Below are 25,761 nucleotides of genomic sequence, written 5' to 3' on the forward strand. Positions count from 1 at the left end.
TCCATCACCATGCCAGTCTCTGTATCGCCGCCTTTGGCTTCTTCGTCTCTCTGAGGGACACGATTCCCCCCTCAACTCCAACTCGCGCCCAGGGCCGCCAGACACCTGGTCTTCCCGACGGTTATCGACCCCGCAGATCCTCCGATCCGATCACTGCGCTCTGCTCCGTTGGTTGGCGCGCGATTGTTTGTTGAGCGCCAAAACTTCCCGGACGCGAGGTCGACAACAGGTTGGCTCCTCGATTCCACTTTAGATTAACCTGCCGAGGTTAACGCAACAGTGCCGCTTGCTTCGGCCCGCCACCGACGGCGGATTTTTCGAGAGAACGCTGCGCTGTCAATGCTCATTGTGAATCCTTAACAGTCGTCAGCTTTTCGAAAGCTGGGCAAAATAACAGGCCAACGCCAAGGCTAGCCAAAACACTGCTGTTCGGAGGGCTATCATCGACCCATTTCGCAACCCCGATCCACTCGATCCAAATTTCGCAATGCGCGCCCCCGTACTGCGATAGGAGGATGCGGCCCAAGCGGCCTTGAGCATCACCTAAACGAGGATTCCGCAGGTCGTGTTTGGGCGATCAGGTAGACGGGACGACATTCGGGTCACGGCGAGGTCGAGGTAGCGGCAACAACGTAGATGAAGGCGCTCGGAGGGCGGTCGAGATCGTACCCTCATGTCGGCGCGGGGTTCTAAGCGACGCCCCGCTGCACGCGTGACACATATCCCCGGTTTGGCAACGTGCCTGATCGCGGCGGTGCCAAGGGAAGTTTGAAGCGGCTGAATGGGGTATTTCAGAATGGAAAAAGGTCCTTTGGCGGAGCTGTTAGTCGAACGATTCGAGAACATGCCAGCGCAACTGCGTGTCGCCGCCCGTTTTGTGCTCGATCATCCCAAGGATGTCGCACTGATGTCGATGCGCGAGCAGGCGCAACAGGCCGGCGTTTCGCACACCACGATGATGCGGCTGGCGAGAGGGCTTGGCTTGCAAGGCTACGAAGATATGCGCACCCTTTATGCACGCGCGCTGCGAGAAACAATTACCGGTGAGCCGGCGCGACAGGGGACCGAACAGCATGGTGATCGGGGATATTCGACTGCCGGCGTCGTTGCCGGAGCTATCGCAGCCCAGATTTCAAAATTGGGTGACTTCGGCAATGCCTCACATTTGGTCGCCGCCGCCGACCTCCTTGCCCGATCTCGCAATCTGTTCGCTCTCGGTGCACGCTCCGCCCACCCGGTTGCAAGCCACTTCGTTCAGATCATTTCATTTGTGGCTGGCGGCGATCGCAGGGTGACGCTTCTCGGCGGGATGGCCGGACATGGCCTGGATGAGCTCCAACACGCCGGACGTGGCGACGTGCTTCTGGCTGTAGGCATGTCGCCTTATGAACGGACGACCATCGACGTGGCGCGCCAGTCGGTCCGGCAGGGCATCGGCGTGCTCGCAATCACCGACAGCAGCGTGTCTCCGTTGACGCGGATCGCGCGGGAGACAATTATTGTTACGTCAAATTCGCAGTCTTTCTTTCGTAGCATGGCACCGGCGTTCGCCGCCGTCGAGCTTCTGGTGGCACTGACGGCGGTGCGGTCCGAAACGGATGCCGCAGAAAGGATAAGACAGTCGGAAGAGCAGCTCACTGCTTTCGGCATTTTTTCGAAGCCCCCTCGATAACCTCCGAAAGGTACGGTCGGATTGGCTGACGGCGGCCAGGCTGTCTGCAACAATGATGCCCAAGGTCGTGCGTCCGACGCCCATACATCGGGGCGTCGGCACCGAGTGAGCTTTGGGGAAAACGAAAGCGACTTGGTCAACGCAATTCGTGAATCCACCCAGCGGAGCGTCAGTCAAGCCGGCCAACGGATCACTGAAAAGAACCTCGCGGCGGCAGACTGCGTACCCGCTTACCGGCGTCTGCGCGGCCTGTATCTGGTTATGGTGGGCGGGGTCTTGGCTCGCGTGATCGGGCCGCAGCTTGTCAACAACACCATGTATCTCTGGATGCCGCTCATGTTCGCGGCGAGCTACCTTGCTCAGGCGGCCCTGGCGGCGATTTCGGCGCTGCTGCTGATGGCCTTGCGACGCCAATCAAGGTGGAAGTCGCGGGCGGCCGCCCCGGTGTCATCGCCCGCCAGCCGCGCTTCATCACGGCAGTGATCTGCGGGGTTGTCTCCTATCTGCTCATGAACTTACTGATGACCGCAGCACCCTTGGCAATGCAGCTCTGCGGCCTCAGGCAGGAGTCCTCACGTCGCAATCCAGTGGCATGTTGTCGCCATGTATACCACAAGCATCTTCATCGAGCGGTTGATCGCACGTATGTTTTGTTCGTAGGTGGAAAATCTCGGCGCAGTAGATTGACCGATCGAAGAAGCAGTCGGTCTTGGCCTTACGGAACGCGCCAAGAATGTCGGCGAGATCGACATCAGCCCAGGATAGGTGTTGATGTGTCTGAAAGAATTACTCCAGCTTCAACCTATTCTACAAAAACGAAGCACGCGAGATGTGATTTCGCCTCCGTAAAAAAGCGCGGCCTGTGTTAGGTCTGTTCAGCTTTTCCGCCGTGTCTGGTAAACGAAGACAATCCGGGGGGAGTCATTTGAAACGATGTAGTCAAAAATGTACACGCGGCAACCGCGTTTCAACTGCCTGGCAATATGACGGTATTTCTGACGGTATGACACTGCAATTGAGCATACATATTTAAATAAAATCAACGTTATATCGCTCTAGTTGATCATCGAGTGGGAATGATTCAGACCCACTCAAACGCCGCCGAACCTACGCCAATCTGCGACGTAACGTACTGAAAACAAAGATAAATCCTTTCAGAGACAATCAGCGACAATCGGCACGCAGAGATTGGTTGTGACAGACCGACTAACGGGTCGCGTACATATTGCCCACCCGAAATTTTCTGAGTACCGTCACGGTCAATGAGGCTGGTGACGGTACTTTTTTGCCCCATAAGGCATTGAAGAAAAAAGGAATTTTCTGCCAAGAAGCCTCAAAATTGTACTGACGGTACTTTTTCAGGAGGCAGTAGGCATGCTGACGGATGCCGCCCTTAAGGCGCTGAAACCAAAACAGAAAATCTACAAGATTGCAGACCGTGACGGCATGTACATCCGCGTCATGCCGAGTGGCGCGATCTCGTTTCGGCTGGATTACAGGCTGAATGGACGCCGTGAAACGGTCTATCTAGGCAGATATGGCAGAGACGGCATCTCGCTCGCTTTGGCCCGGGAGAAGTGCCTCGACGCGAAGCGCGCTGTTCGCGAGGGACGATCGCCGGCCATCGAGAAGCAGCGCGAGAAGCGCCGCTTGAAAGAGGCCAAGAGTTTTGGCGAGTTCGGGCAGAAGTGGCTCACCGCCGCGCCGATGGCCGACAGTACGCGCGCCATGCGGCGTTCCATCTTCGAGCGAGAGCTGCTTCCGGCCTGGCGCAATCGACTCCTGACTGAGATCACGCCGGACGATCTAAGAGCCCTATGCGGCAGCATCGTCGAACGTGGGGCTCCGGCGACAGCCATTCACGTACGAGATATCGTGAAACAGATTTATGGCTTTGCGATCCTGCATGGAGAGAAGGTCGCCAACCCTGCCGATGAAGTCGCACCCGCATCAATTGCGACTTTCGTGCCAAAGGACCGCTCGCTGTCGGCCTCGGAAATTCGTGTGATGCTGAAGCAACTCGAGCACATCCCCACACTTCCCACGATCCGTTTGGGAATGCGGCTTTATCTGCTCACCATGGTGCGAAAGAGCGAGCTGCAGGACGCGGTTTGGGACGAGGTCGATTTCGAGAATGCGGTCTGGACGATCCCGAAAGAACGCATGAAGCGATCGAAGGCGCATAACGTCTACCTGTCACGCCAAGTGCTCGACATTATGATTGCCCTGAAGACCTGTGCAGGGAATTCCAGATACCTTCTTCCATCGCGGTACGATGCGGATGCTCCGATGTCGCGCGCCACCTTTAACCGCGTTACCTACGCGGTCGTCGAGCGGGCGAAGTCCGAGGGGCTGCCTCTGGAGCCGTTTACGGTTCATGACCTGCGGCGAACGGGCTCGACGCTGTTGAATGAACTTGGTTTCAACAGCGATTGGATCGAGAAATGCTTGGCACACGAAGACGGGCGCTCGTCGCGTGGTGTCTACAACAAGGCCGAATATGAGGTGCAACGCCGCCACATGATGCAGGAATGGTCGGATATCGTCGATGCCTGGGTCGGTGGCAAGAAACATGTGCCGACACTGATCCCGCCGTCGATGCCGATCTTGGAGCCTGATCCGGCGCTTTAACTGGACGAGCCCGCGCCGGCGGAATGCTTGGAAAATTGGGCATGAGCGACGGTTGCAGCCCGCAGTGGAGTCTACGGCACATGCCGCCGGCGTGATCGTGCCGACATGAGCATCGCTGATCTTCGGCAGGATAGATGGTCACCACTGATGTGCCGGATGTCGGGTTAGCGGCTTTCGACGTTCACGGCCCTCAACCTGGTTTCATGGACGCCTACCTGGAGTCCAAACCGGGTGCTGGAGCGACTTGCTCAGTGGGCTTTGAGGCGCCATGCGTCCGCCGCAGCGGCAAATGTGCCCGAACAGATTGATCATCGACACCGCACCGTGACGATCGGTCCTAGATGCTTACGGTATTTGTGCCCGATCTCGTGCTCTGACCGGCGAGGTTTTCCGTAAACGCACATCAGGAGGACTCGCTCGGGGGATCGGAACTGCCCTGCGAGCCTGTAGCCAGGCTTCTACTTCGGCCAGATCCCAAACCACGCACCGAGGGGTGAGAGCGAAGCGTCGAGGAAATTGCCCGCGTTGTTCCATTTCATAGATTGTGGTGTCGGCCAGAGGTACGATTTCGCGCAGCTCCTTGCGGCGGATCGTCCGCTTTGTTGCACTTTTCCCGGGACCAGTCATGGCGCCATTCCTCCATCGCTAGGCAGACAATTGAAGGTGATGGTCTTCAGGGATGGAAATGGGGAAAGCCGGCAAGCGTATGCAGGGCGGTCATTTCGTACATATCGGCCGGTGAGGGTTAGCTGTGGCCCGGATCGAACGTCATGCGCGGCGGATCGCTTCCTGTTCTGCGGTCAGGTTAGCGAGCAAAGTTTCATATGGCGCCCTTCGCCGGGGGCGGTCGGTCCCGCATCCCGCCTCACGGCGGCGCTATGCTGATGCTCCTTCGGCCGCCCTGTTGAACCGGTCTCAGGGCCACGAACCTGCTCCAGCACCGAACTGACTTATTCCCGCTGACGGACATTTCGGAGCTTCCGCCTTGTACGCCCTTTTTTACGTTGGTCGGGAGAGCAGCGGCTCTCCCGACGGAGAGTCAGAGGAGGGCGGGTTTTCGCGACGGGTTGAAAGCGGAAGGAGAGGCCTTCGGCGCCCGTGGCGGAGAACCGCGATGTCTGTCCGGACCAATCGAACGCATGCCGTCGCCGACCGGCCGAACCTCTACGACGAGATCACTGGCAAGATAATTGCCGAGCTGGAAGCGGGTCGTTTTCCTTGGGTTCAGCCATGGGGGACGTCTGCGATAAAAGCGTCGCTTTCCCTGCCGCGGAATGCCAGCACGCATCGCACGTACAGCGGGATCAATGTACTTATCCTCTGGGGTGCTGTCGTCGAACACGGGTTCCCAATACAGAATTGGATAACCTATCGACAGGCGTTCGCGCTCGGCGGGAACGTCCGCAGAGGAGAGCACGGGATAACGGTCGTCTATGCCGATCGTTTTGTCCCGGATCACGAGAAGAAGCGCGCTCGCGAGACGGGCGAGGATGCTCAAGCCATACCGTTCCTCAAGCGCTTCACCGTTTTCAACGTCGAGCAATGTGAAGGACTACCTGACGAAGTCGCAGCTTCGGCCCCGCTGTCGGTGGCAAGCCCGATCGAACCGCGGGTCGAGGCGCTGATCAAGGCCACCGGTATCGACTTCCGTATTGGCGGCGACAGGGCGTTCTATGTGCCTGCCCACGATTATATCCAGGTGCCTCCGCCCCAAGCTTTCTTCGAGCCGATCAATTGGCATCGGACAGCCTTGCATGAGCTTGGACATGCCACTGGTCACAGTTCACGCCTGGATCGCAAATTCTCCGGCTCTACCGCCTCCAGAAAATATGCGTTCGAAGAACTCGTGGCAGAGATCAACGCGGCCTTCTGCTGCGCGGCCTTAGGCATCGTACCCACGGTTCGGCATTCGGATTATATCGGCTCATGGCTGGAGGTTCTGCGCGAGGACAGTCGCGCCATCGTTCGTGCCGCCAGCCAGGCCAGCAAGGCGGCGGAGTGGCTTCTTGGCCATCTGCCGCAAGAGGTCGGAGCATCCATCGAGGTGGACGCGGCCAACGATAGAAGGGCAGCATAACCTTCGTTGACGCGACCGGAGCAAGCGCGGTCCCGTCGATCACGGACCGGCTGCTTTGAATTCACAGAGTTCCGCCTCCGGATTGCACGCGCGGCCCTGCCGATCGGCATAGGTATCAACTGCTAGCCGCGTTTCATCGACCGCCTCTCGTTATCGGTCATGCTGAAACCGCATTGACGGCCACAAGCCTTTCCAAGCGTGCCTGCGGTGCCGGCTCGGTTGTCGAACAACGGCGTGCCGGCTCGTGCTGGTAGGAGAGGGAGAGGGTTGGAGGGATTTCGTGACGGGTTCAAGGCCGAGAGAGAGGCTCTCGGCGGCCCGTCGTGGAGAAACCTTGATGGCCAACGCTGCTCAGAAGATCACCCTGTCGCCTTCGCGCGATATTCCTTTCAACAAGCTGGTGCTCGCCCAGACCAATGTCAGACATATCAAGGCCGGCGTCTCAATAGAGGAACTCGCGGCCTCGATCGCCCGCCGCGGTCTCATCCAGAGCATTCATGTTCGTCCCGTGCTCGATGCCGGCGGCGAGGAGACCGGAATGTTCGAGGTCCCCGCCGGTGGGCGCCGCTATCGCGCGCTCGAGATGCTTGTGAACCAGAAACGTCTCGCGAAGACCGCGTCCGTTCCCTGTGTCGTGGGAAATTCGTCCGGTCCGATAGCCGCCGCGGAGATCTCTCTTGCCGAGAACATTGAACACGCTCCGCTTCATCCTCTCGACCAATACCGCGCGTTCAAGGATATGCGCGACAAGGGCATGTCGGAGGAGGAGATCGCAGTCGCCTTCTTCATCTCGGTCAACATCGTCAAGCAACGTCTCAAGCTCACAACCGTATCGCCGGCGCTTCTCGACGTTTACGCCGATGACGGCATGACGATCGCTCAGCTCGAGGCATTCTCCGTTAGCAGCGACCACACCCGACAGGAGCAGGTCTGGGACGCGATCAAGAACAGCTGGTCGAAGGAACCCTACCAGATCCGCCGGATGCTGACGGAGGGGACGGTTCGTGCATCCGACAAGCGGGCCGTATTCGTCGGCCTCGAAAGCTATGAGGCGGCAGGCGGCGAAGTGCTGCGCGATCTGTTCCAGTCTGATGATGGCGGGTGGCTCCAAGACGTCCCGCTGCTTGAACGGCTCGTCAGTGGCAAGCTAAAGACGATGGCCGGCGAGATCGCCAATGAGGGCTGGAAGTGGATCGAAGTCGCGGTGAGCTTCCCCTATGGCGCTACAAGCGGTTTGCGCGAGCTTGAGGGCACGCCGATCGAACTCACAGATGACGAACAGGCAACGCTCGATGCGCTGCGTGAAGAGTTCGACAAGCTTCAGGCGCAGTACGAGGAGGCGGACGAGTTGCCGGATGACGTCGACCAGCGGTTTGGCGAGATCGAAACGGCGATCAAGTCGATCGAGGCGCGTCCCGTTCACTTCGATCCTGCGGAAATCGCGCGTGCGGGTGTCTTCGTCAGCATCGATACCGACGGAGCGCTTCTCGTGGAGCGCGGTTACGTAAAGCCCGAAGATGAGGCGCCGGTTACGCCCGAGGGTGACAACCATCCCGACGTCGACGGGTCCGACGTCGAGGCGACGGGTTCGGTTCAGCGGGCCATCATCACCATCGGTGGCCAGCCGGTCGACCCGGACGATGATGAGGAGGATGGCAACAAGCCATTGCCGGATCGGCTCATCATGGAACTGACCGCGGATCGCACGCTGGCTCTGCGCGACAAGCTCGCAAACGATCCCGCAACCGCTTTTCTGGCCGTGCTTCACAAATTCGTCCGTGACGGTTTCTCTCGCTTCAGCGCGCAAGGCGTTGCGATGGAAGTCTTTGTCCGTGGCACCGTCTTTCCGGTCCAGTCCGAAGGGCTTCGGGATACGACGTATGCGCGCTCGATCCAGGCCCGCCACGAGGCCTGGGAAAAGCGTCTTCCAACGGACGTCGCCGACCTGTGGGACGCGCTCTCTGCACTCACGGGTACCGAGCAAACTGAGCTGTTCGCTCATTGCGCATCCTTCGGCGTCAACGCCCTATACGAAAGGGCTGATCGCTACGGTAACGGCGCCATCTCGGCGCACGGCGTCCAGCAGCGCCTTGCGGATGCCGATCACCTTGCCCGGGCAGTTGGGCTCGACATGATCGCCGCCGGATGGCGCCCCACTGTCGGCAACTATCTCGGCCGCGTCACCAAGGCGCGTATCCTCGAAGCCGTTCGCGAGGGTGCCGGCGAGCGCGCCTCCCAGCTCATCGATCACCTCAAGAAGGGCGACATGGCCAAGGAAGCCGAACGCCTGCTCGCCGATAGTGGCTGGCTGCCCGAGCCTCTGCGGCTTGTCGACGGTGATGCCGAAGCAGTCGACACCAACGCTGGCGACGAAGATCAAGCCCTGCCTGAGTTCCTGGCAAGTGACAACGATGTCGCTTTGGTCGACCAGGAAGAAAAACAGCTAGACGCCGCCGAGTAGGCCGTTTTCCTTCCGCGCCCATCGCCCGGCTCTCGCAAGAGTGCCGGGCGTTTTCTGCGTACGGTGGTGAGAGTGAGTGTCCGGCCGGAACGGGTTGAGCCCGTCCGGTCAGAGAGAGCGCCGATGGGTTTTTCCCGGTCTCGCTCTCCAGAGGATCTCCGATGAATTTCTTGTCTCCGACATTAACCGGCAACCCGGTCTCTTCCGCCGCTGCGCCTGTCGATCCAGCCGCACCAGTCTACGCGGCAGCCCTGCGTCTTCTCCCCCGCCTCGAATCCGGCCGGCGCGTCGATGCCGTCGTCTTGCGAGCCGCGATGGAAGCCTCATTCGGAGCATCCGACACAAGCGGCGCCTGGGACTGGAAGACGGCCTATGACGCCTGCGAGGCCGCCACCGTCCTGTTCCTTCGCAAATACGGCAGGTCGCTTCTGCGCAAGGCCGGCTCCGTGACTGCCGCCTTGCCGCTTTTCAGCCGGATTGCGGACCTTCTGCCAACGCATACCCGCCGCTCCGAGGAAACTCAGGCGCTACAGCAATTCTCGACACCCATCCCGCTGGGCCTCGCAGCCGTCTCCGCGGCCGCCATAACGGCGTCCGACCGGGTCCTTGAACCTTCCGCCGGTACCGGGCTGCTTGCCATCCTCGCCGAGATCGCGGGCGGCTCGCTTGTCCTGAACGAGCTTGCAGAGACCCGTGCGGGCCTTCTGTCCAATCTCTTCCCGGCCCTTATGGTCACGCGGTTCGACGCGGCCCAGATCGATGATCATCTCGATCCCGTCAGCTTGCCCACCGTCGTGCTGATGAATCCGCCATTCTCGGTCCTCGCCAATGTGCGTGGTCGCGTCGCAGATGCGGCTTATCGCCATGTCGCCTCAGCCCTCGCCCGACTTGCTGACGGGGGCCGGCTGGTCACCATCACAGGTGCGAGTTTCGGTCCGGAGATGCCGGCGTGGCGCGATGCATTCGTGCGCCTCCAGGAGCATGGTCGTGTCGTTTTCACCGCCACGATCAGCGGCGCCGTCTTTGCCAAGCATGGCACGACGATCGAGACCCGACTTACGGTCATCGACAAGACGCCTGCTGGTGATACGTCCCTCATCCCAAATGCACTCGGCGTTGCGCCGGATGTCGCCACCTTGCTCAGTTGGATCGAGGAACACGTTCCGGCCCGGCTGCCGGTCGCCGAAGCGGCCAAGGTCGTTCCCTCCACTCCACCGACGGTCCGCGGCTATCTCGCCCGCACTGTCACAGGCCCAGTTCACCGGCATCTGTCCGAGCCCGTCGGCGTTGAACTGTCGTACGAGACGGTCGATTGGACGCCCGACGAGGGAGCACGGCTGACCGACGCGATCTACGAGGACTATCGATTGCAGACGATCCGTATTCCCGGCTCACAGGCGCACCCGACCAGGCTGGTTCAGTCCGCAGCGATGGCGTCGGTCGCGCCGCCAAAGCCCACTTATCGCCCGACCCTGCCCGACGATATCCTGAGGTCGCTCTCCGACGCCCAGCTCGAAACGGTGATCCTTGCCGGCGACGCACATTGCGGGTTTCTCGCCGGATCGTGGTCAGTCGACCACACGCTCGATGTTGTCAAAGCAGCACCCGATGACGCGCCGGCAGCCGTGCGCTTCCGGCGCGGCTTCTTCATCGGCGACGGAACTGGCGTCGGCAAGGGCCGGCAGTCAGCGAGCATCGTGCTTGACAACTGGCTGCAAGGCCGGCGCAAGGCCGTGTGGATCTCGAAATCAGACAAGCTGCTCGAGGACGCCCAGCGCGACTGGGCCGCGCTCGGCATGGAGCGTCTGCTGGTCACGCCGCTGTCGCGCTTCCCGCAAGGGCAGCCTGTCACGTTGCCGGAAGGCATCCTGTTTACAACCTATGCCACGCTACGATCCGACGACCGCGGCGAAAAGGTTTCGCGCGTCAGGCAGATCGTCGAATGGTTGGGCTCGGGTTTCGACGGAGTGCTCATATTCGACGAGGCGCACGCCATGCAGAATGCCGGCGGCGGCAAGGGAGAGCGTGGCGATGTCGCGCCCTCACAGCAAGGTCGCGCCGGCTTGCGCCTGCAGCATGCTTTGCCCAGCGCCCGTGTCGTCTATGTCTCCGCCACTGGCGCGACCACCGTCTCCAATCTGGCCTACGCCCAGAGGCTTGGCCTCTGGGGCGGCGAGGACTTCCCGTTCTCGACCCGCGCGGAGTTCGTCGAGGCGATCGAGGCGGGTGGCGTGGCGGCAATGGAGGTGCTCGCCCGGGACCTTCGTGCGCTTGGCCTTTATACGGCGCGCTCGCTTTCCTTCGACGGCGTCGAATATGAACTGGTCGAGCATGAGCTGACACTCGAGCAGCGGCGCATCTATGATGCCTATGCCGGCGCCTTTGCCGTCATTCACAACCATCTCGACGCGGCCATGCAGGCCGCCAACATCACCGGCGACAGCGGCACGTTGAACCGCCAGGCCAAGTCCGCCGCGCGCTCGGCTTTCGAAAGCGCCAAGCAGCGCTTCTTCGGTCACCTGCTGACGTCGATGAAGACGCCGACGCTGATCCGCTCGATCGAGCAGGATCTCCAGTCCGGGCATTCGACCGTCGTTCAGATCGTCTCCACCGGGGAGGCGCTGATGGAACGCAGGCTGGCGGAGGTGCCGACGCAGGAATGGAACGATGTCCGCGTCGACATCACGCCGCGCGAATATGTGCTCGATTACCTCGAGCATTCCTTTCCAGTTCAACTCTACGAACCCTTCACGGATTCGGAAGGGAACCTGTCGGCAAGGCCGGTGTTTCGCGACGGCCAACCCGTTGAAAGCCGCGAGGCTGTCGCGCGCCGCACGGCCCTGATGGAGAAGCTGGCGAGCTTGCCACCGGTTCCTGGCGCGCTCGACCAGATCGTCCAGCGCTTCGGCACCGGCATGGTCGCGGAGGTGACGGGCCGGTCGCGACGCATCGTCAGGAAGGGCGAACGCTTGATGGTCGAGGGCCGCGCGGCCTCGGCCAATCTCGCCGAGACCCAGGCCTTCATGGATGACGTCAAGCGTATCCTGGTGTTCAGCGATGCCGGCGGGACGGGCCGAAGCTACCATGCGGAGCTTTCGGCGCGGAACACGCGTCTGCGCGTCCACTATCTTCTCGAGCCTGGCTGGAAAGCCGATACCGCCATCCAGGGCCTTGGCCGAACGCATCGGACCAACCAGGCGCAGCCGCCGCTTTTTCGCCCGATCGCCACCAACGTGAAGGCCGAGAAACGCTTCCTCTCCACGATTGCCCGGCGTCTCGATACGCTGGGCGCGATCACGCGGGGTCAGCGCCAGACCGGCGGGCAAGGCCTGTTTCGGCCGGAGGACAATCTGGAATCGCATTATGCGCGCGATGCGCTACGCCAGCTCTACCTGCTGATCGTCCGCGGCAAGGTCGGGGGCTGCTCACTCACGCTGTTCGAGCAGACCACGGGGCTGACGCTTACGGACGAGAACGGCATCAAGGACGAGTTGCCGCCGATCACCACTTTCCTCAATAGACTGCTGGCGCTCACCATCGACCTGCAGGACATCCTGTTCGCGGCTTTCGAGCAGTTGCTCTCCGCGAAGGTGGAAGGCGCCATCGCGGCTGGGATTTATGATCTCGGACTCGAAACGCTGCGAGCAGAGAGCTTCATCGTCACCGACCGGCGGACGATCTACACCCATCCGGGCACCGGCGCCGAAACGCAGCTCCTCACCATCGATCAGCGCCAGCGCAACCGACCCCTGCCCGTCGAGGACGCTGTCGCCCAGCTCGACGACCAGCGCGCCATCCTGCTGGTCAACGAACGCTCAGGGCGTGCTGCCGTGCAGGTCCCCGCGCCGTCGTTCATGCTCGATGATGGTGAAATCGAACGGCGTGTCAGGCTGATCCGGCCGATGGAGCAACACCATGCCTCCCTGCGTATGATGGAGGACAGTCATTGGCAGCAGGCTGATCGCGAGACCTTCACCGACGCCTGGAGTGCCGAGGTCGCGAGCGTCCCGGCTTTCTCGGACTCGACCATCCACATCGTCGCGGGGCTGCTGCTGCCGATCTGGAAGCGACTTCCAAACGAATCGAGCAGAGTCTATCGGCTCCAGACCGACGAGGGGGAGCGCATCATAGGACGCAGGGTTTCGGCCGCATGGGCCGCCGGCGCGCTCGAAACCGGTGTCAGCGCGATCACAGCATCAGATGCCTTCAACGCCCTTGCAGATGGGCGCACGATGCTCGACCTTGCCGAGGGACTTCATCTGCGCCGCGTCCGCGTCATGGGCGCCAATCGCATCGAGCTGTCGGGCTTCACCCATACCATGCGCGAGCGGCTAACGGCCTACGGACTTTTCCACGAGATCATCTCCTGGAAGCTGCGCATGTTCGTGCCCGCGGACGCAAGTGGACCTGCGGTTCTTGCCAAGGTCATCGAGCGTCATCCGATACAGCGTATCAGCGAGAGGGAGGCCACGTGATGCCGCCTCGCGATACATCCGAACTGGCAAGCCGTCTCGCCCAACGGGCGGAGGCGGTTTGCCGCCGCTACCTTCCCAATGGCCGCCGTGAGGGCCGCTACTGGCTGGTTGGCGACGCCCGCAATGCGCCGGGGCGCTCGATGTTTGTCCGTCTCAAGGGATCGGATTCCGGCAAGGGCGCCGCAGGCAAATGGACCGACGCCGCCACCGGCGAGCATGGCGACCTTCTGGACGTCATTCGGGAATCGCTTGGCCTTGTCGATTTCAAGGACGTCTGCGCCGAGGCGCGCAGCTTTCTGTCGATGCCCCTGACGACGAACCAACCAAAGGACCGGTGGGAGCAAGCCGTTCCCGCTGCCGGAGGCTCTCCCGAAGCGGCGCGGCGGCTGGTCTCCATGTCGCAGCCGATACCAGGAACGCTTGTGGAGACGTATCTGCGCGGACGCGCGATTACAGCCTTGCATGAAACCGGGAGCCTTCGGTTTCATCCGCGCTGCTATTACCGTCCAGAGCGCGGCCCGACCGAAACATGGCCGGCAATGATCGCGACGGTCACCGACCTCACAGGCAAGCTCACCGGCGCCCACCGCACCTGGCTTGATCCGGGCGGATTCAGCGCGGCCAATCTTGGCCGCGCTCCGATCGACACGCCGAGGCGGGCCATGGGCGAACTGCTCGGACACGCCGTCCGCTTCGGCTGCTGCCACGACGTCATGGCCGCCGGCGAAGGCATCGAGACCATGCTGTCGCAACGCTCTCTCCTGCCCACCATGCCAGCGATCGCGGCGCTGTCGGCGGCGCATCTGTCCGCAATCCTGTTCCCTGACACATTGCGGCGGCTCTATATTGCCCGCGACAATGATCCGGCAGGTCACACAGCTGTGGCAACCCTCATTGAACGCACCAGCGCGGCCGGTATCGAGGCGATGGTGCTCACACCGCGGCTCGGTGACTTCAACGAAGATCTGCGTCTGCTCGGTACTGCTGCACTGAGGGCGATCCTGCGTGTCCAGATCGCGCCGCAGGATGTCGAACGCTTCATGGAGCTGGCGGCCTGACCGGAAAGGGGAAGAGGGGTGCGCCAGCGATGCGTGGCTCGGGTCGCAGGGGACCTTCGCTGAGGCGAGCGCCGGCCCACGGCCTTCCAGAGGGCGATCGGGCGCCGGCCGGTCCGGACAGGCAATGGCTGCGCCCGGCTATTTTCCGGCGGCCCTTGCCACCCCGTGCGGCGCACGAAGGCGAGCCGCCATGAGCACCGAGCACGATACCGACTTCGAGCGCCAACCCGCATCATCACCCATCGACTACGTCCTGCAGGAGCTTCAGCTCTACGGCTACCGTCCCTTCGATGATGAACCCGATCCGCGCCCGCTTCCCGAAGGCCGGGTCGTGGCGGCCAGCATCGCCGACATCTTCGACGCTCTCCTGGTGGCGATGGCCGACACACGCCTTGAGCCCGATCTCGAGGAGCTGCTGTGGGGCACGGTCAATCTGTTCCATCGCGCCACCAAGCGGATCGAACGCGAGCTCGATGAAAATGAGCTTTGCCAGCAACGGCTGCAGCGCGAACAAGACGGATCCGAGGTCAAGTCGGTCGAGCTCGAGCGCCTCATCGCCCAAGGTCAGACACTGCTCGAACGCCGCAGCGCCTTCGAATTGATGCGAGACCAGGCCGCCGAGCATTACGAGCGTCACACCCACTCGATCTGGCGCCCGCGTTCGGGCTCTGTCGTCAACCATCGCAACCTGACCGCGGCAATCATCGACAGCCGGGACTTCGTTGCCGCGAGGAAGCATGCAGACAGCCAGGTGCTGTTGCCACCCGGACCGAAAGTTGCCTTCACCGGTGGGCTGGATTTCAACGATCATTCGCTGATCTGGGCCAAGCTCGACCAGGTCCATGGCAAGCATCCGGACATGGTCCTGCTACACGGCGGATCGCCAAAAGGTGCAGAGTTGATAGCGGCCAAATGGGCTCACAGTCGCAAGGTGCCACAGATTGCCTTCAAGCCGGACTGGACCAGGCATGCCAAGGCCGCGCCCTTCAAGCGCAACGACGCCATGCTCGACACCTTGCCAATCGGCGTCGTTCATTTCCCCGGCTCTGGCATTCAGGACAATCTCGCCGACAAGGCCCGCAGACTCGGCATCCCGGTGATGAAGTTCGGCGCCGCATGACGGGGCCACCAGTTCCACTCGCCTCAAGTCATTCGCCGTGGTTTCCGTCCTTCTACGCGCGTTGATCGGACGACCGTTCCTGCCGATGTGGCGTCGATGAGGGCAAGGGCGGCAACCACGAGATTTCACATCCCCTCCCGTCCTGGAAGGAAGAACAGGGAACCGATCGCCGCGTTTGTCGGCGCTATTCCTTGGTCCGGTCCGAGGGCCTGATGCCATCAACCCATAAAGGGTCGGACTACGCAAAGCGTGCCGCCGTTTCGGCCTTGCCTTCACGGTGATTGCGGCCCTCGGCCGGACACATCGGGCGCCTGTCACGCGGGGATCGCTCCCCGCTTCCAGAACAGGAGCCGGAAAAATGTCTCTCATGGAAGCCAACGCCTTCGCCTTCAGCCTTGCCACCAGCCTGATGGTCAGCATCGTCATCTTCCGCGCCGGCGACGGAACACTTTCGGTCGTGCGGGCCGACGAGTATGAAGGAGAGGTCGCCCAGATCGTCCGCGAGATCGATCCACATGAGCGATGATCCGGACAAGTTGCGGCCGGTGGTCCTTTGCGCCCCGGCCCGACGCAGCGCTATAATTCGAACCGCAATTGACGTTGATCCGGCGGCGACACATCGCCCAGCGACGAGAGTGTGATGCCCAACAGCCAGCCCGTTCGACTTCGGTCGGACGGGCTTCGGCATCTGACAGCGGGCTTCAGTGGCGGAGCCTCGATCACCTGCTCTTTCGCAACAGAATTCCGTTGTTGGGCAGTACTTCGATGCCAGCTCTCTCAAGCGCATTCACGACCGCTAATATATTGTTTGCGATTGGAGTCCGCGCGCCGCGTTCGAAATCAGCGATTGTCTGCCTGGCGACGTTTGCCGCCCGGGCCAAATCATCTTGGCTCCATCCCAACATTGCACGCGCACCACGGCACTGTTCGGCGCTGAAATTCGCCGCGCTCTCTCCAATATTCTGATTGACCTCAATCAATTTGTATATTATCCCTGTCTCGAACTTGCGGTCGAAGAGGGTGCGCAAACACCCTTTTCGACCTGACCAACGCCAAGCTGTGTGGAGCTCGGATCATGGCTGATTCCGACAATACCACGACTTTGCCTTCCGTCACGCTGGGAGCGGAGCTCGATCTCCGTTGACCACAGAGCGCGCTGAGCCTTCGGCCGACCAGGCAGTCGAAGATCAGCCGCAAGCCGATCCAGCGCTTGCCCTGTCCCTTGCCTGGATCGACGCTCACGTTGGGATGCTGGCCTCCTGTGTCCGGCAACAGCAGGCTGAGGAGGGGCTCCTGGAGAGCGGCGCGCTCTTGCGTGTCGGAGAAGTAATTGGGCGCGGGGAGGGGGCTTGCGCCGACCGCGACTGTCCTGATTTCCTGAAGGAAGAGCAGGATGGCGCTGAAAAGGCCGACGCCTTGCTGGCTGAGATTGCGGCGACGCCCGCTCAATCCTTGGCGGGTGTGGTCGCCAAGCTCGCGGTCATCCTTCGGGAGGCGACTGACAACACCGACTTTTGCGAATTTCCGCTGCCGCACATCCGCTCGGCGTTGGCCGATCTGCGGCGCCTCACGCGTGAAGCGACAAGCGACCAGCCTCCCCGCTGGTCCGCAGGTGATCAGTCGATCTGCTCGCTGTTCGAGCAGCCTGCATCATCGTTCGCTGCCTGGCGCGCCTTCAGCGCGTGGAGCGAGGGTGATGATGATGCCTATCGCGCCTGGACGGACACATTCAAGACGTTGCAAGGCGCGAGCCAGTAGGCATCGCAAACTCTCAGCCTGACTGCCCGGCGCCGAGATCTCCTCGTTCATTCGTCAATGACGGAATCCAAGGATTTCGCTCAACGCCGCGTCCCCCTATCAAATCCTTGAGAAGGGAAGGGATGCGGATGAAGCCGGATACATCGCAGTGGCGTGACCCACAGGCATATGCGTTCGTCGAAGCCGCCGCCGCCGATGTGATCGCTTGGGAGTTCCTACGACGCAATCCCCAGTATCAGCAGGACTTCGCCGCCCCCAGCTCCGCCAAGGCGATGCGCGCGTTGCGCAAACGCTGGGGTTTGCAATTTCGCCGCCCGGCCTGACCAGTCCGCGGTCGAGCAGACCGTCTATTGGGCGCCTCAGATCGATCCTGGGGTCGTGAACCTTGTCGAGGTTCCGCCGGATCTGCGAGCGCGAGAGGGCATCGCCTCCGACGTCTCTCTGGCCGCGGGCCGCCATGACGAGGTGGGCCTTCACATGCGCTATTCGCCGGGCAGCACGCAACTTGCGCTTATCGGCGACGCGAAGCCAGGCGAACCCCTTGCCGCCATGATCCCGCTCGACGACATGGCGCACGACAGGCTCCAGGCGATCGAGCGGTTCATCCGCTCTATCCATGGGCAACACCCTCCCGACGCCCGCTTGACCACGGCCCAGCGCCGTCGCCTAGGCCACATGCTGCGATGCCTTGATGGCCGCGCCCAGCAAGCATCCCATTTTGAAGTCGCGACCGCCTTGTTCGGTCCGCGGCTGGTCAGCGCCGCCCACTGGCATGACTCCACTTTTCGCTACCAGACATATCGCCTCGTCCGCGACGGGCTTAGGATGGTCGAGCGCGGCTATCGCCAATTGCTGCGCGCGCGGCGGCGTCATCTCTGACTAGTGCCGCCAGTCGCGTTGTCCACTTTCTTGCGCTGCCTCCAGCCCAACGCTTACTCTCAATCCTGAAGCGGATGGCGGCTTTGCGCCTCATGTAAGTCGTTGAGCCGATCCTACCCGCATCCTAAAAGCGGACATCCGAGCGAACAGCCGACGCGGCACGTTTGCGCCAGTTCCCCGACCATCGCCAACCAGCTTCGCAAGTGGTCTTGTAGGCGGCTTCTTCCGCAAACGATCTGATTGCTCCGCACGTCATGGTAGAGCGCGTTCGACGACCGAGTTTGCTCATTCGCCTCTTATTTCTTTCAACATGTGCTAATGTTGCACCGCGTCCGGTCGTCTACAAAGTACGGCGTTCGCAGCTTGGGGACTGCACTCAATGGTGAGCACATGATCCGCAAGGCGCTTCTTTGGTCGGCTGCATCTTTGCTCGCCGGGGTCATCACGCTGTCCGCGCACGGTGCCGACAAGGTCGTCAACCTTTACGACTGGTCGGACTACTTGGATCCCTCGGTCATCGACGACTTCACCAAGGACACCGGTATCAAGGTCGTGTACGACGTCTTTGACTCCAACGAGATCCTCGACACCAAGCTGCTCACTGGCGGCTCCGGCTACGACGTCGTCGTGCCAAGCGCCAGTTTCCTGGCCCGCCAGGTCAAGGCCGGCGTCTTCCAGAAGCTGGACAGGTCGAAGTTGCCCAACATCGCCAACATGTGGGACGTCATCGAGCAGCGCACCGCCAAGTACGACCCGGGCAACCAATATTCGGTGAACTACATGTGGGGCACGGTGGGTTTGGGGTACAACACCGCGAAGATCAAGTCCGCGCTTGGTGTCGACAGACTCGACAGTTGGGACGTCTTCTTCGATCCCGAGAAGCTGAAGAAGCTCGCCGATTGCGGAGTCTACGTGGTCGATTCGCCCACCGAAATCCTGCCCATCACGATGAACTACCTTGGGCTGAACCCCGAGAGCACCTCGCCGGAAGACTTCGGTAGGGCCGAAGAGGCATTGATGCGTATCCGTCCCGACGTCCGCAAAATCGAGTCATCCGAGTACATCAACGCTTTGGCGGACGGCGACATCTGCCTGGCGATCGGCTGGTCGGGGGATGTCCTGAAGGCGCGCGATCGTGCCGCTCAAGCCGGTAACGGCGTCACAATCGCCTACTCGATCCCCCGGGAAGGCACTGTGATGTGGTTCGATCAACTGGCAATCCCGGCAGATGCGCCGCACGTGGATGAAGCGGATGCCTTCATCAACTACCTCATGAAGCCTGAAGTCGCCGCCAAGAACACAAACTATGTATTCTTTGCCAATGGCAACAAGGCCTCACAAAAATTCGTTGAAAAAAGCGTCCTCGGAGACCGCTCGATCTATCCTGACGATGCCACGCTAAAGAATCTTTTCACCGTCTTTCCGTACGACCCGAAGACGCAGCGCGTGGCAACGCGCACCTGGACTAAAATCGTCACGGGTCAGTAGTTGACGGCAGTTGCGCTTCCGGCGAACCGCCCATTGTTCACCGGTCAGCCGTCAATCCGCAATGCCTGCTTTCCGCAGGCCATCTAGCCAATGCTCCACGTCCTCCTGACGGCGATATGGAGAGCCGCGTTTATAGTCACCTAGAGTGAAACCAGGCTTGCGCTCGAGGCATCTGCCCCAGGCCAATCGTGCCTCTTCGGTGCGTCCTAGCTGGCCCAAACACGCAGCCAGATTGGCGAATCCCCGATCATAGTTGTCGTTGTCCCAGCGGCGGAACGACTGCAGTGACGCCTCATAGTCGCCGAGCAGATAGTATGCGAATGCAAGCAGCTCGTGGACATCGCGGTGTTCGAGCGGACTCAGCCGTCTGAGCCTTTCCCCGATCTCGCGAGCCTTTGTGAGATGACCACCCCAAAGGCAGATGTATCCGACCCAGACGAGTACGTTCGGGTTTGTCTGGCCCAACGCGAGCGCGCGTTGCCAATGGGTCTCGGCAACCTCGAAGTCCCCTTTCCATCCATGCAGAGCGGCAACGACCGCCTCTGCCAGTCCGCTGGCGTCGCCGAGTTCGATGGCTCGCAGGGCCGACTGCATAGCCAACACCCTCATGTCTCCGTCCGCTCTGAAAACCGAAAGGGTCGCGTAGGCGTCCGCGAGCCATGCATGCGCCCGCGCCAAATCAGGTTCCCAGCCAAGAGCCAGCTTTAAGAACTCGACAGCAGCGACGGTGTCCTTCTCGGTGAATCGGTGCATAGCATCGGTGCCGCGCAAGAACGCGTCATATGCGCTGAGGTTCGTCTGCGTTTGCCTGGTCCGAACGATCTCAGCGGCGCCTACCTTGCCGACCAGTGCCCAGGCAATCCTCTCTGTCACCTCGTCTTGAACGGCGAAAAGGTCATCGAGATCTCGATCGTAGCGCTCGGCCCAGACGTGATTGCCAGTGGCTGCTTCTATCAACTGCGCAGTGATCCTGACGCGTGCAGCAGCCTTTCGAACGCTTCCCTCGACGACGTACCGTACACCGAGCTTCCGTCCGACCTCGGTGATGTTTACGGACTGGCCCTTGAAAACGAACGAGGAATTTCGAGCGATCACGAACAGACTCTGACTGCGACTGAGCTCCGTGATGAGGTCCTCGGCTATTCCATCCGAGAAATAATCCTGCTCGGGGTCCACCGACATGTTTGTGAAAGGGAGCACCGCCACCGATGGCTTGAACGGGAGCGGCAAATCCTCCGCTGAAGCAATTGACGCTGGAGGTGGATCATCCCGCTCTTCTGTTTGAACCCGGTAGGCACGCACAGGCCCAGCAATGTTCTTCATCGTATGCTCGCCCAGGTCGACGAGCGTATAGGGAATCTTTCCCTTCACTTGATCATAGATGCTGCGTCCAATGACAACACCTCCGGGCTCACTGACCTTTTCCAGCCTGGCGGCCACGTTTACGCAGTCACCGTAGATCGTCGTCTCATCCAGGATAACCTCGCCGGCGTTGACACCCATTCTGAAGGCCATGCGCCGGTCTTCAGGAAGATCCGTATTGCGTGCCGCTATGCGTTCTTGCGTCTCGACTGCGAATTGCAACGCATCGACGGCGCTGGGAAACTCGATCAGCAGACTGTCGCCCGCGGTGCCGACTAGCCGACCCCTGAATTGCGCGATCTTTGGATCGATCACTTCGGCGCGCAGTGCCTTTAGATGGAAGAGAGTCCCCGCCTCATCGGCCCCCATCAAACGCGAGTAGCCAGCTACGTCCGCTGCCAAAACCGCCACAAGCTTTCGTTCCGGGCGCGCCACGATGCCTCCTATTGGGAGCTTAGCACTCGCATCTATGCGCAACTAGCCGCTATAGAACGCCCGCACAACTGGGCAGAACATCCGGTATCGTTCTCGGACGCCAGAAACCTCATTCCGCTGTCAGCCCAAGAACCGACTCAGAGCTATCTTCCTTTGGCTCGGCAGTAGTGCCAGACTGGAAGGTGGGAGCACGACATGAGTGAGACCCGCAAAATAGCAGCGATCCTGGTCTCGGATGTGGTCGGCTACAGCCGACTAGCCGGCGCGGATGAGGATCGCATCTTGGCACGGCTGCGGGCGCTGCGCAGCGATCTCATTGATCCCACCATAGCTGTCCATCGGGGTCGCGTCGTCAAGCGCACAGGCGACGGGAGCCTCGTCGAGTTCAGCAGCGTGGTGGAAGCAGTGCGCTGCGCGATCGAAGTGCAGAACGCCATGCTTGAGCGCAATGCCGGGGTGCCGGATGATCGCCGCATCGAGTTCCGGATCGGCATTCACCTGGGCGACGTAGTGCAAGAACGCGATGGCGACCTGATGGGCGATGGCGTCAATATCGCCGCGCGCCTGGAAGGCATCTGCGAACCTGGCAATGTCTGTCTTTCCGAGCAAGCCTATTGGCAGGTAAAGTCCAGGCTCGACATCGCGATCAGCGATCGCGGTGAGGTTCAGCTCAAGAACATCACTGATCCGGTCCGGGTTTATTCGTTACAGGTCGGCGTCCCCTCCAAGTCAAAGCCCGCGGCACCAATTGAGCCCCTCGTTCTGGCGAAGCTGTCGCAGCCGCTCGCGCTGCCCGACAAACCGTCGATCGCAGTGCTGCCCTTCGTCAACATGAGTGGCGACGCCGACCAGGAATTCTTCACTGACGGCCTGACGGAGGACATTATCACCGATCTGTCGAATGTATCCGGCTTCTTCGTCATCGCCCGCAACTCCACCTTCGCTTACAAAAGCAAGCCCACCGACGTCCGTCAGATCGCCCGTGATCTAGGCGTCAAATATGTTCTCGAGGGCAGCGCCCGGCGATCCAACAAGCGGTTGCGCGTCAATGTGCAGCTTATCAATGCGGCAGAAGGCGGCAATCACGTGTGGGCCGAGCGCTTCGATCGCGAAATCGCTGACATCTTCGACGTTCAGGACGAGGTCACGCGATGCGTTGTTGAAGCGATTTCTGGCAAGCTTGGTGAAAAGAAACTTGTTGCCCGTTCCCGACCGTCAAATCTCGAAGCCTATGATCTTTGTGTTAGGTCGCGAGGCAAGTGCAACAATTCGAGATCGGACAACAGTGAGGCGTGTGCTGACTTGGAACGTGCCGTTCAGATCGATCCAAACTACTGCGAGGGGCACAGCAATCTTGCCATCTCACTGCTATTTGGCTGGATTGTCTGGGGAGAGCCACAGGAACCCGGCCGCGCAAAGGCTCTGATACACGCGCAACGGGCCGTGGAAATCGATCCCGACGATTCCCACGCTCGCAGGATCCTGGGCTGCGTTCAGCTTTATGAGCGCAACTGGGATGAAGCAAAATCCCAATTCGATGCTGCCGTTCGGCTTAATCCCAACAATGCAGATGCGGTTGCATGGATGGGTGAGCTTCAAATCTACTTAGGCGATCCGCAAGCGGCGCTGAGAGCTTGTGGCGCGGCGCTCCGTATAAATCCTCGTCCACCCGGTTGGTATTTCTGGATCATGGGAATTGCGCAGATTTCCGCCGGTTACTACGAAGAAGCTGTTGTGACCTTGAGCCGGGAAGATACGTACGGGACGGGTTCGAGAGAGCACCTGGTTCCCGCGCTTGCCCTTGCCGGCCGCGTTCCTGAGGCACAGGAGGAAGCCCGCCTATTTCTTGCGGGCAATCCAACTTGGAGGGTCGGTGATTTGGTGGCGAACTCACCTTTCAAGAGCCCGAGTGATGCGCAGCCGTTTGTTGATGGCTGGCGTCTGGCGGGCTTGCCAGATTAGGTGTCCCTCTGTCCCGCTCTCTAGACGGTGGGACACTGCGACAGCCGCGCGTCAATGCTGCGGGCTATAAAGGAGGGACAGGCTCATGCAACCCTGCTGTTTTGTGGATGGCGGCAATGCGCCTCATGTCGGCCGTTCACCGGTTCTGAGCGCAGTCCTGAAACCAGACATTCCGGATTCATTTGGAATGGCGGTTGACTACGCTTCGCGACCAAGAAGCCCTACCAACTAGAGCCGGACCGCATAAGGTGCTCCAAGGGATGCGCCTTGCCGGGCTAAGTCCGGCTACCTGCAGCCAAACAGCACCGCCGCGCCAAGCTCGTCATGATAATGTCGCCCCTGTCCAAATCTATGGTATTTTTCCAAGTAGTCGAGCAGGTCGGCCCTGATAAGGATGTCTTCCGGTATCTGCGGTACCACGACGTAGATTTTTCCCGCCTCGTCGAATTCAGGTTCCACCGTCACCCCATCGACGATTTGATTCAAAACGGCCGTAAGTTCGGCTTTCAAATGAGAACTGGGGCTGCCGACATTAGAAAAGGCCAACCCGTTCGTGAAATCGCCCGCCGTTGGAAAAGGAGTGGCTCCGTCGGCAAGGAATATCGTCAGTTGCTGCTTATAGTCCGCCAGCGCGATTGGGGTTCCGACCTTGAGGTTAGTCTTGGTACTACCATCGCTGTAGCGAAGGTTGATACTTTGGCCGGCAGCTGTGAATATTTGGCGATTTATTGTAATCTTCAGAGGGTTTCCAACCGTACTATCGACCGACAAGATGGTGGCCGGCGTAGGCAGGAGTTTGAGCCACGTCTCGACAATGGCCGCGCCGATTTCCCGCGCTTGTCGACCCTTCCTGAGATTCGCTCTGGGCATCGCATGCTTCTCAACACAGGACCATCTGTGAGCGTATGCGCGTTTCGCAGCTACCGCAAGATAGCTCTCGATGTGGAACGACGCCCAATTCATGTTCTTATAGACAGCGCACTGCCTTTGGGGGCATGCTGTTTCCGTAGACGTAGGAGGCTTGCTGTGGTCGTTCTACAGTTCCGCGCTGTTCTTATCGTGAGCGTCTTGTCATTGGCTGCCACTCAGAGATCGTCATGGGCAGACGAGATGCCTGCAAATGAGATCGCCGCGACATTTGTTGCGCCTTACAGCGACACGCCTATGAACTCGAACAACTCGGCGGATTTTAAAGCAGAAATTCAGAAAACTGACAAAAAGGAAGTGATTTCGGTAGATTTTCCCGAAATAGGTAAAAGCTTTTTAACGTTAAAAATTACGGAAGCAAGAGTTAAAGAGCTTGAATCTCAAGGGTTTGAGCTTGCAGATCCATTTTCTGTTACCCTCTTTGACGCAGCTAGATGCAAAAATAATCCGAGGATAATCAAAAAGGATACCACCACCACTATCCAGGACGTTCCCGCAAACGTCTGCCGTGTGGTCGGGTCACCGGTGGAAAGCACATACGGCCCCGAGGTGTGGGTGCTAGACAGCGGAGTTGACCCGGTTGCGGTCAGTTCAAATCTTCTGAATGTGGCGACAAAGGTGGACTGTACGCAAGGCAGTTGCGTGATGGGGGCCGTGGATGATGAGCTGGGACACGGAACTATGGTCGCAGGTATCATTGGAGGAAGGACTTTTAAAGATGGATCGTCGCACTACACAGGACTGGCAGGGGTTAGCCCTAAGGTATCTCTGAATATCATTAAAATATTTGGTGATGATGTAACTGTAAGCGTCTGGGACCAACCTGTTAAAGCAATAAGATACGTCTTGGATCACGCCAAAGCTGGTGACGTTGTAAACATAAGCTGGGGAGCTAGCTTTCTTGAGAGTGCAAGGGCTGGCGGATACAGCAATGATATAACTTTGTTAGATATGCTATTTCATTTGATGGCGGATCGGAAACTACAAATTGTTGTGGCGGCAGGAAATGCGGAGCGAGCAAATGGCAATGGCGGATGGTCGTGGGCCCAAGGGTTCACGCCGGCAAATTCTGCACCGTATACTTCGCCGGTCAGTCCTGGGGCGATATATAGTGTTTCTGCGGCTGACAGTAAATATGATCCAATGACTATGAAGTGGTCCGACAAGCTGTGGCAAGGCAGTGCATTCGGCGCTTCGTTTGCAGAACCTGGCGTCGAGGCGCGGTCCTTGTGGCTGTCGGATGATTCAAATAATCCGCAACAGAATGTGTGTTGGGGAACCTCATTCGCTGCACCAATTCTGGCTGGTTTGCTCGTTCGCGGGTCAGTGTCGCCAGGCGACCCTACGGATAGTACCTATCCTGACGCGGACACAGTTGCGTACGTGACTGCGGGCAAGTCGGACGCTACCACACCAAAGCACCCAAAATGCAACTGACCCGAAGGGCAGCCCTGCA

General features: G+C 60.2%; 19 protein-coding genes. 15 read left to right on the top strand and 4 right to left on the bottom strand.

The genetic code is table 11. The annotated features are described in order from the left end of the window. Positions 1–796: 796 nt before the first annotated feature. The 3 genes from AC04SG_RS25365 to AC04SG_RS25375 all read left to right on the top strand — a co-directional run bounded on the left by AC04SG_RS25365 (position 797) and on the right by AC04SG_RS25375 (position 4,303). Complete coding sequence (locus AC04SG_RS25365; RefSeq protein ID WP_488553269.1) at positions 797–1,672, top strand: MurR/RpiR family transcriptional regulator; 876 nt, start codon at positions 797–799, stop codon at positions 1,670–1,672. 132 nt (positions 1,673–1,804) lie between these two features. Then, positions 1,805–2,155 carry a hypothetical protein gene (locus tag AC04SG_RS25370; protein ID WP_488553270.1) on the top strand — a complete coding sequence of 117 codons (351 nt, stop codon included), beginning with the start codon at positions 1,805–1,807 and terminating at the stop codon, positions 2,153–2,155. 891 nt (positions 2,156–3,046) lie between these two features. After that, complete coding sequence (locus tag AC04SG_RS25375; protein ID WP_488553271.1) at positions 3,047–4,303, top strand: tyrosine-type recombinase/integrase; 1,257 nt, start codon at positions 3,047–3,049, stop codon at positions 4,301–4,303. A 345-nt stretch (positions 4,304–4,648) separates the two neighbouring features. Here the strand turns inward: AC04SG_RS25375 and AC04SG_RS25380 are convergent, their stop codons facing one another. Continuing rightward, positions 4,649–4,930, bottom strand: a complete 282-nt coding sequence (locus AC04SG_RS25380; protein ID WP_192250478.1) for a helix-turn-helix transcriptional regulator — start codon at positions 4,928–4,930, stop codon at positions 4,649–4,651. Between the two features lie 487 nt (positions 4,931–5,417). Between AC04SG_RS25380 and AC04SG_RS25385 the strand changes: the two genes are divergently transcribed. The 6 genes from AC04SG_RS25385 (at position 5,418) to AC04SG_RS25410 (ending at position 16,020) form a co-directional block, all read left to right on the top strand. Beyond that, positions 5,418–6,380, top strand: coding sequence for an ArdC family protein (locus AC04SG_RS25385; RefSeq protein ID WP_488553272.1), 963 nt, complete (start codon positions 5,418–5,420; stop codon positions 6,378–6,380). 337 nt (positions 6,381–6,717) lie between these two features. Continuing rightward, entirely contained in the window at positions 6,718–8,841 is a 2,124-nt protein-coding gene (locus AC04SG_RS25390) for a ParB/RepB/Spo0J family partition protein (RefSeq protein WP_488553273.1), read from the top strand. Between the two features lie 161 nt (positions 8,842–9,002). Then, complete coding sequence (locus AC04SG_RS25395; RefSeq protein WP_488553274.1) at positions 9,003–13,316, top strand: strawberry notch-like NTP hydrolase domain-containing protein; 4,314 nt, start codon at positions 9,003–9,005, stop codon at positions 13,314–13,316. Next, a complete protein-coding gene (locus AC04SG_RS25400) occupies positions 13,316–14,374 on the top strand; it encodes a DUF7146 domain-containing protein (RefSeq protein WP_488553275.1) in 1,059 nt (352 codons plus the stop codon). The genes AC04SG_RS25395 and AC04SG_RS25400 overlap by 1 nt, the downstream gene beginning before the upstream one ends. Positions 14,375–14,564: 190 nt before the next feature. Beyond that, positions 14,565–15,494 carry a DUF2493 domain-containing protein gene (locus tag AC04SG_RS25405; protein ID WP_488553276.1) on the top strand — a complete coding sequence of 310 codons (930 nt, stop codon included), beginning with the start codon at positions 14,565–14,567 and terminating at the stop codon, positions 15,492–15,494. Positions 15,495–15,852: 358 nt separating this feature from the next. After that, entirely contained in the window at positions 15,853–16,020 is a 168-nt protein-coding gene (locus tag AC04SG_RS25410) for a hypothetical protein (RefSeq protein ID WP_488553277.1), read from the top strand. Positions 16,021–16,213: 193 nt separating this feature from the next. Here the strand turns inward: AC04SG_RS25410 and AC04SG_RS25415 are convergent, their stop codons facing one another. Beyond that, entirely contained in the window at positions 16,214–16,522 is a 309-nt protein-coding gene (locus AC04SG_RS25415; protein ID WP_488553278.1) for a helix-turn-helix transcriptional regulator, read from the bottom strand. Between the two features lie 112 nt (positions 16,523–16,634). On the opposite strand from AC04SG_RS25415, the gene AC04SG_RS25420 reads away from it, so the two are divergent. The 4 genes from AC04SG_RS25420 to AC04SG_RS25435 all read left to right on the top strand — a co-directional run bounded on the left by AC04SG_RS25420 (position 16,635) and on the right by AC04SG_RS25435 (position 19,619). Beyond that, positions 16,635–17,252 carry a hypothetical protein gene (locus AC04SG_RS25420; protein ID WP_488553279.1) on the top strand — a complete coding sequence of 206 codons (618 nt, stop codon included), beginning with the start codon at positions 16,635–16,637 and terminating at the stop codon, positions 17,250–17,252. Positions 17,253–17,380: 128 nt separating this feature from the next. Continuing rightward, a complete protein-coding gene (locus AC04SG_RS25425) occupies positions 17,381–17,575 on the top strand; it encodes a transcriptional regulator domain-containing protein (RefSeq protein ID WP_488553280.1) in 195 nt (64 codons plus the stop codon). Positions 17,576–17,630: 55 nt separating this feature from the next. Beyond that, positions 17,631–18,131: a DUF2285 domain-containing protein gene (locus AC04SG_RS25430; protein WP_488553281.1), complete on the top strand. Its 501-nt coding sequence runs from the start codon at positions 17,631–17,633 to the stop codon at positions 18,129–18,131. A 390-nt stretch (positions 18,132–18,521) separates the two neighbouring features. After that, the gene (locus AC04SG_RS25435; RefSeq protein WP_488553282.1) at positions 18,522–19,619 is read left to right on the top strand and encodes a polyamine ABC transporter substrate-binding protein; all 1,098 of its coding nucleotides are present in this window, start codon (positions 18,522–18,524) and stop codon (positions 19,617–19,619) included. Positions 19,620–19,670: 51 nt separating this feature from the next. Here the strand turns inward: AC04SG_RS25435 and AC04SG_RS25440 are convergent, their stop codons facing one another. After that, entirely contained in the window at positions 19,671–21,416 is a 1,746-nt protein-coding gene (locus tag AC04SG_RS25440) for an adenylate/guanylate cyclase domain-containing protein (RefSeq protein WP_488553283.1), read from the bottom strand. A gap of 195 nt (positions 21,417–21,611) precedes the next feature. Between AC04SG_RS25440 and AC04SG_RS25445 the strand changes: the two genes are divergently transcribed. After that, positions 21,612–23,378 (top strand): adenylate/guanylate cyclase domain-containing protein, encoded by a 1,767-nt coding sequence (locus tag AC04SG_RS25445; RefSeq protein ID WP_488553284.1) that lies wholly within the window; start codon positions 21,612–21,614, stop codon positions 23,376–23,378. 285 nt (positions 23,379–23,663) lie between these two features. Here the strand turns inward: AC04SG_RS25445 and AC04SG_RS25450 are convergent, their stop codons facing one another. After that, positions 23,664–24,248 carry a hypothetical protein gene (locus tag AC04SG_RS25450; protein ID WP_488553285.1) on the bottom strand — a complete coding sequence of 195 codons (585 nt, stop codon included), beginning with the start codon at positions 24,246–24,248 and terminating at the stop codon, positions 23,664–23,666. 156 nt (positions 24,249–24,404) lie between these two features. Here AC04SG_RS25450 and AC04SG_RS25455 point away from each other — a divergent pair, with 156 nt between their 5' ends. Further along, positions 24,405–25,742, top strand: a complete 1,338-nt coding sequence (locus AC04SG_RS25455; protein WP_488553286.1) for a S8 family peptidase — start codon at positions 24,405–24,407, stop codon at positions 25,740–25,742. The last annotated feature ends 19 nt before the right edge of the window (positions 25,743–25,761 follow it).

Source organism: Mesorhizobium sp. CNPSo 4684 (assembly GCF_057784315.1).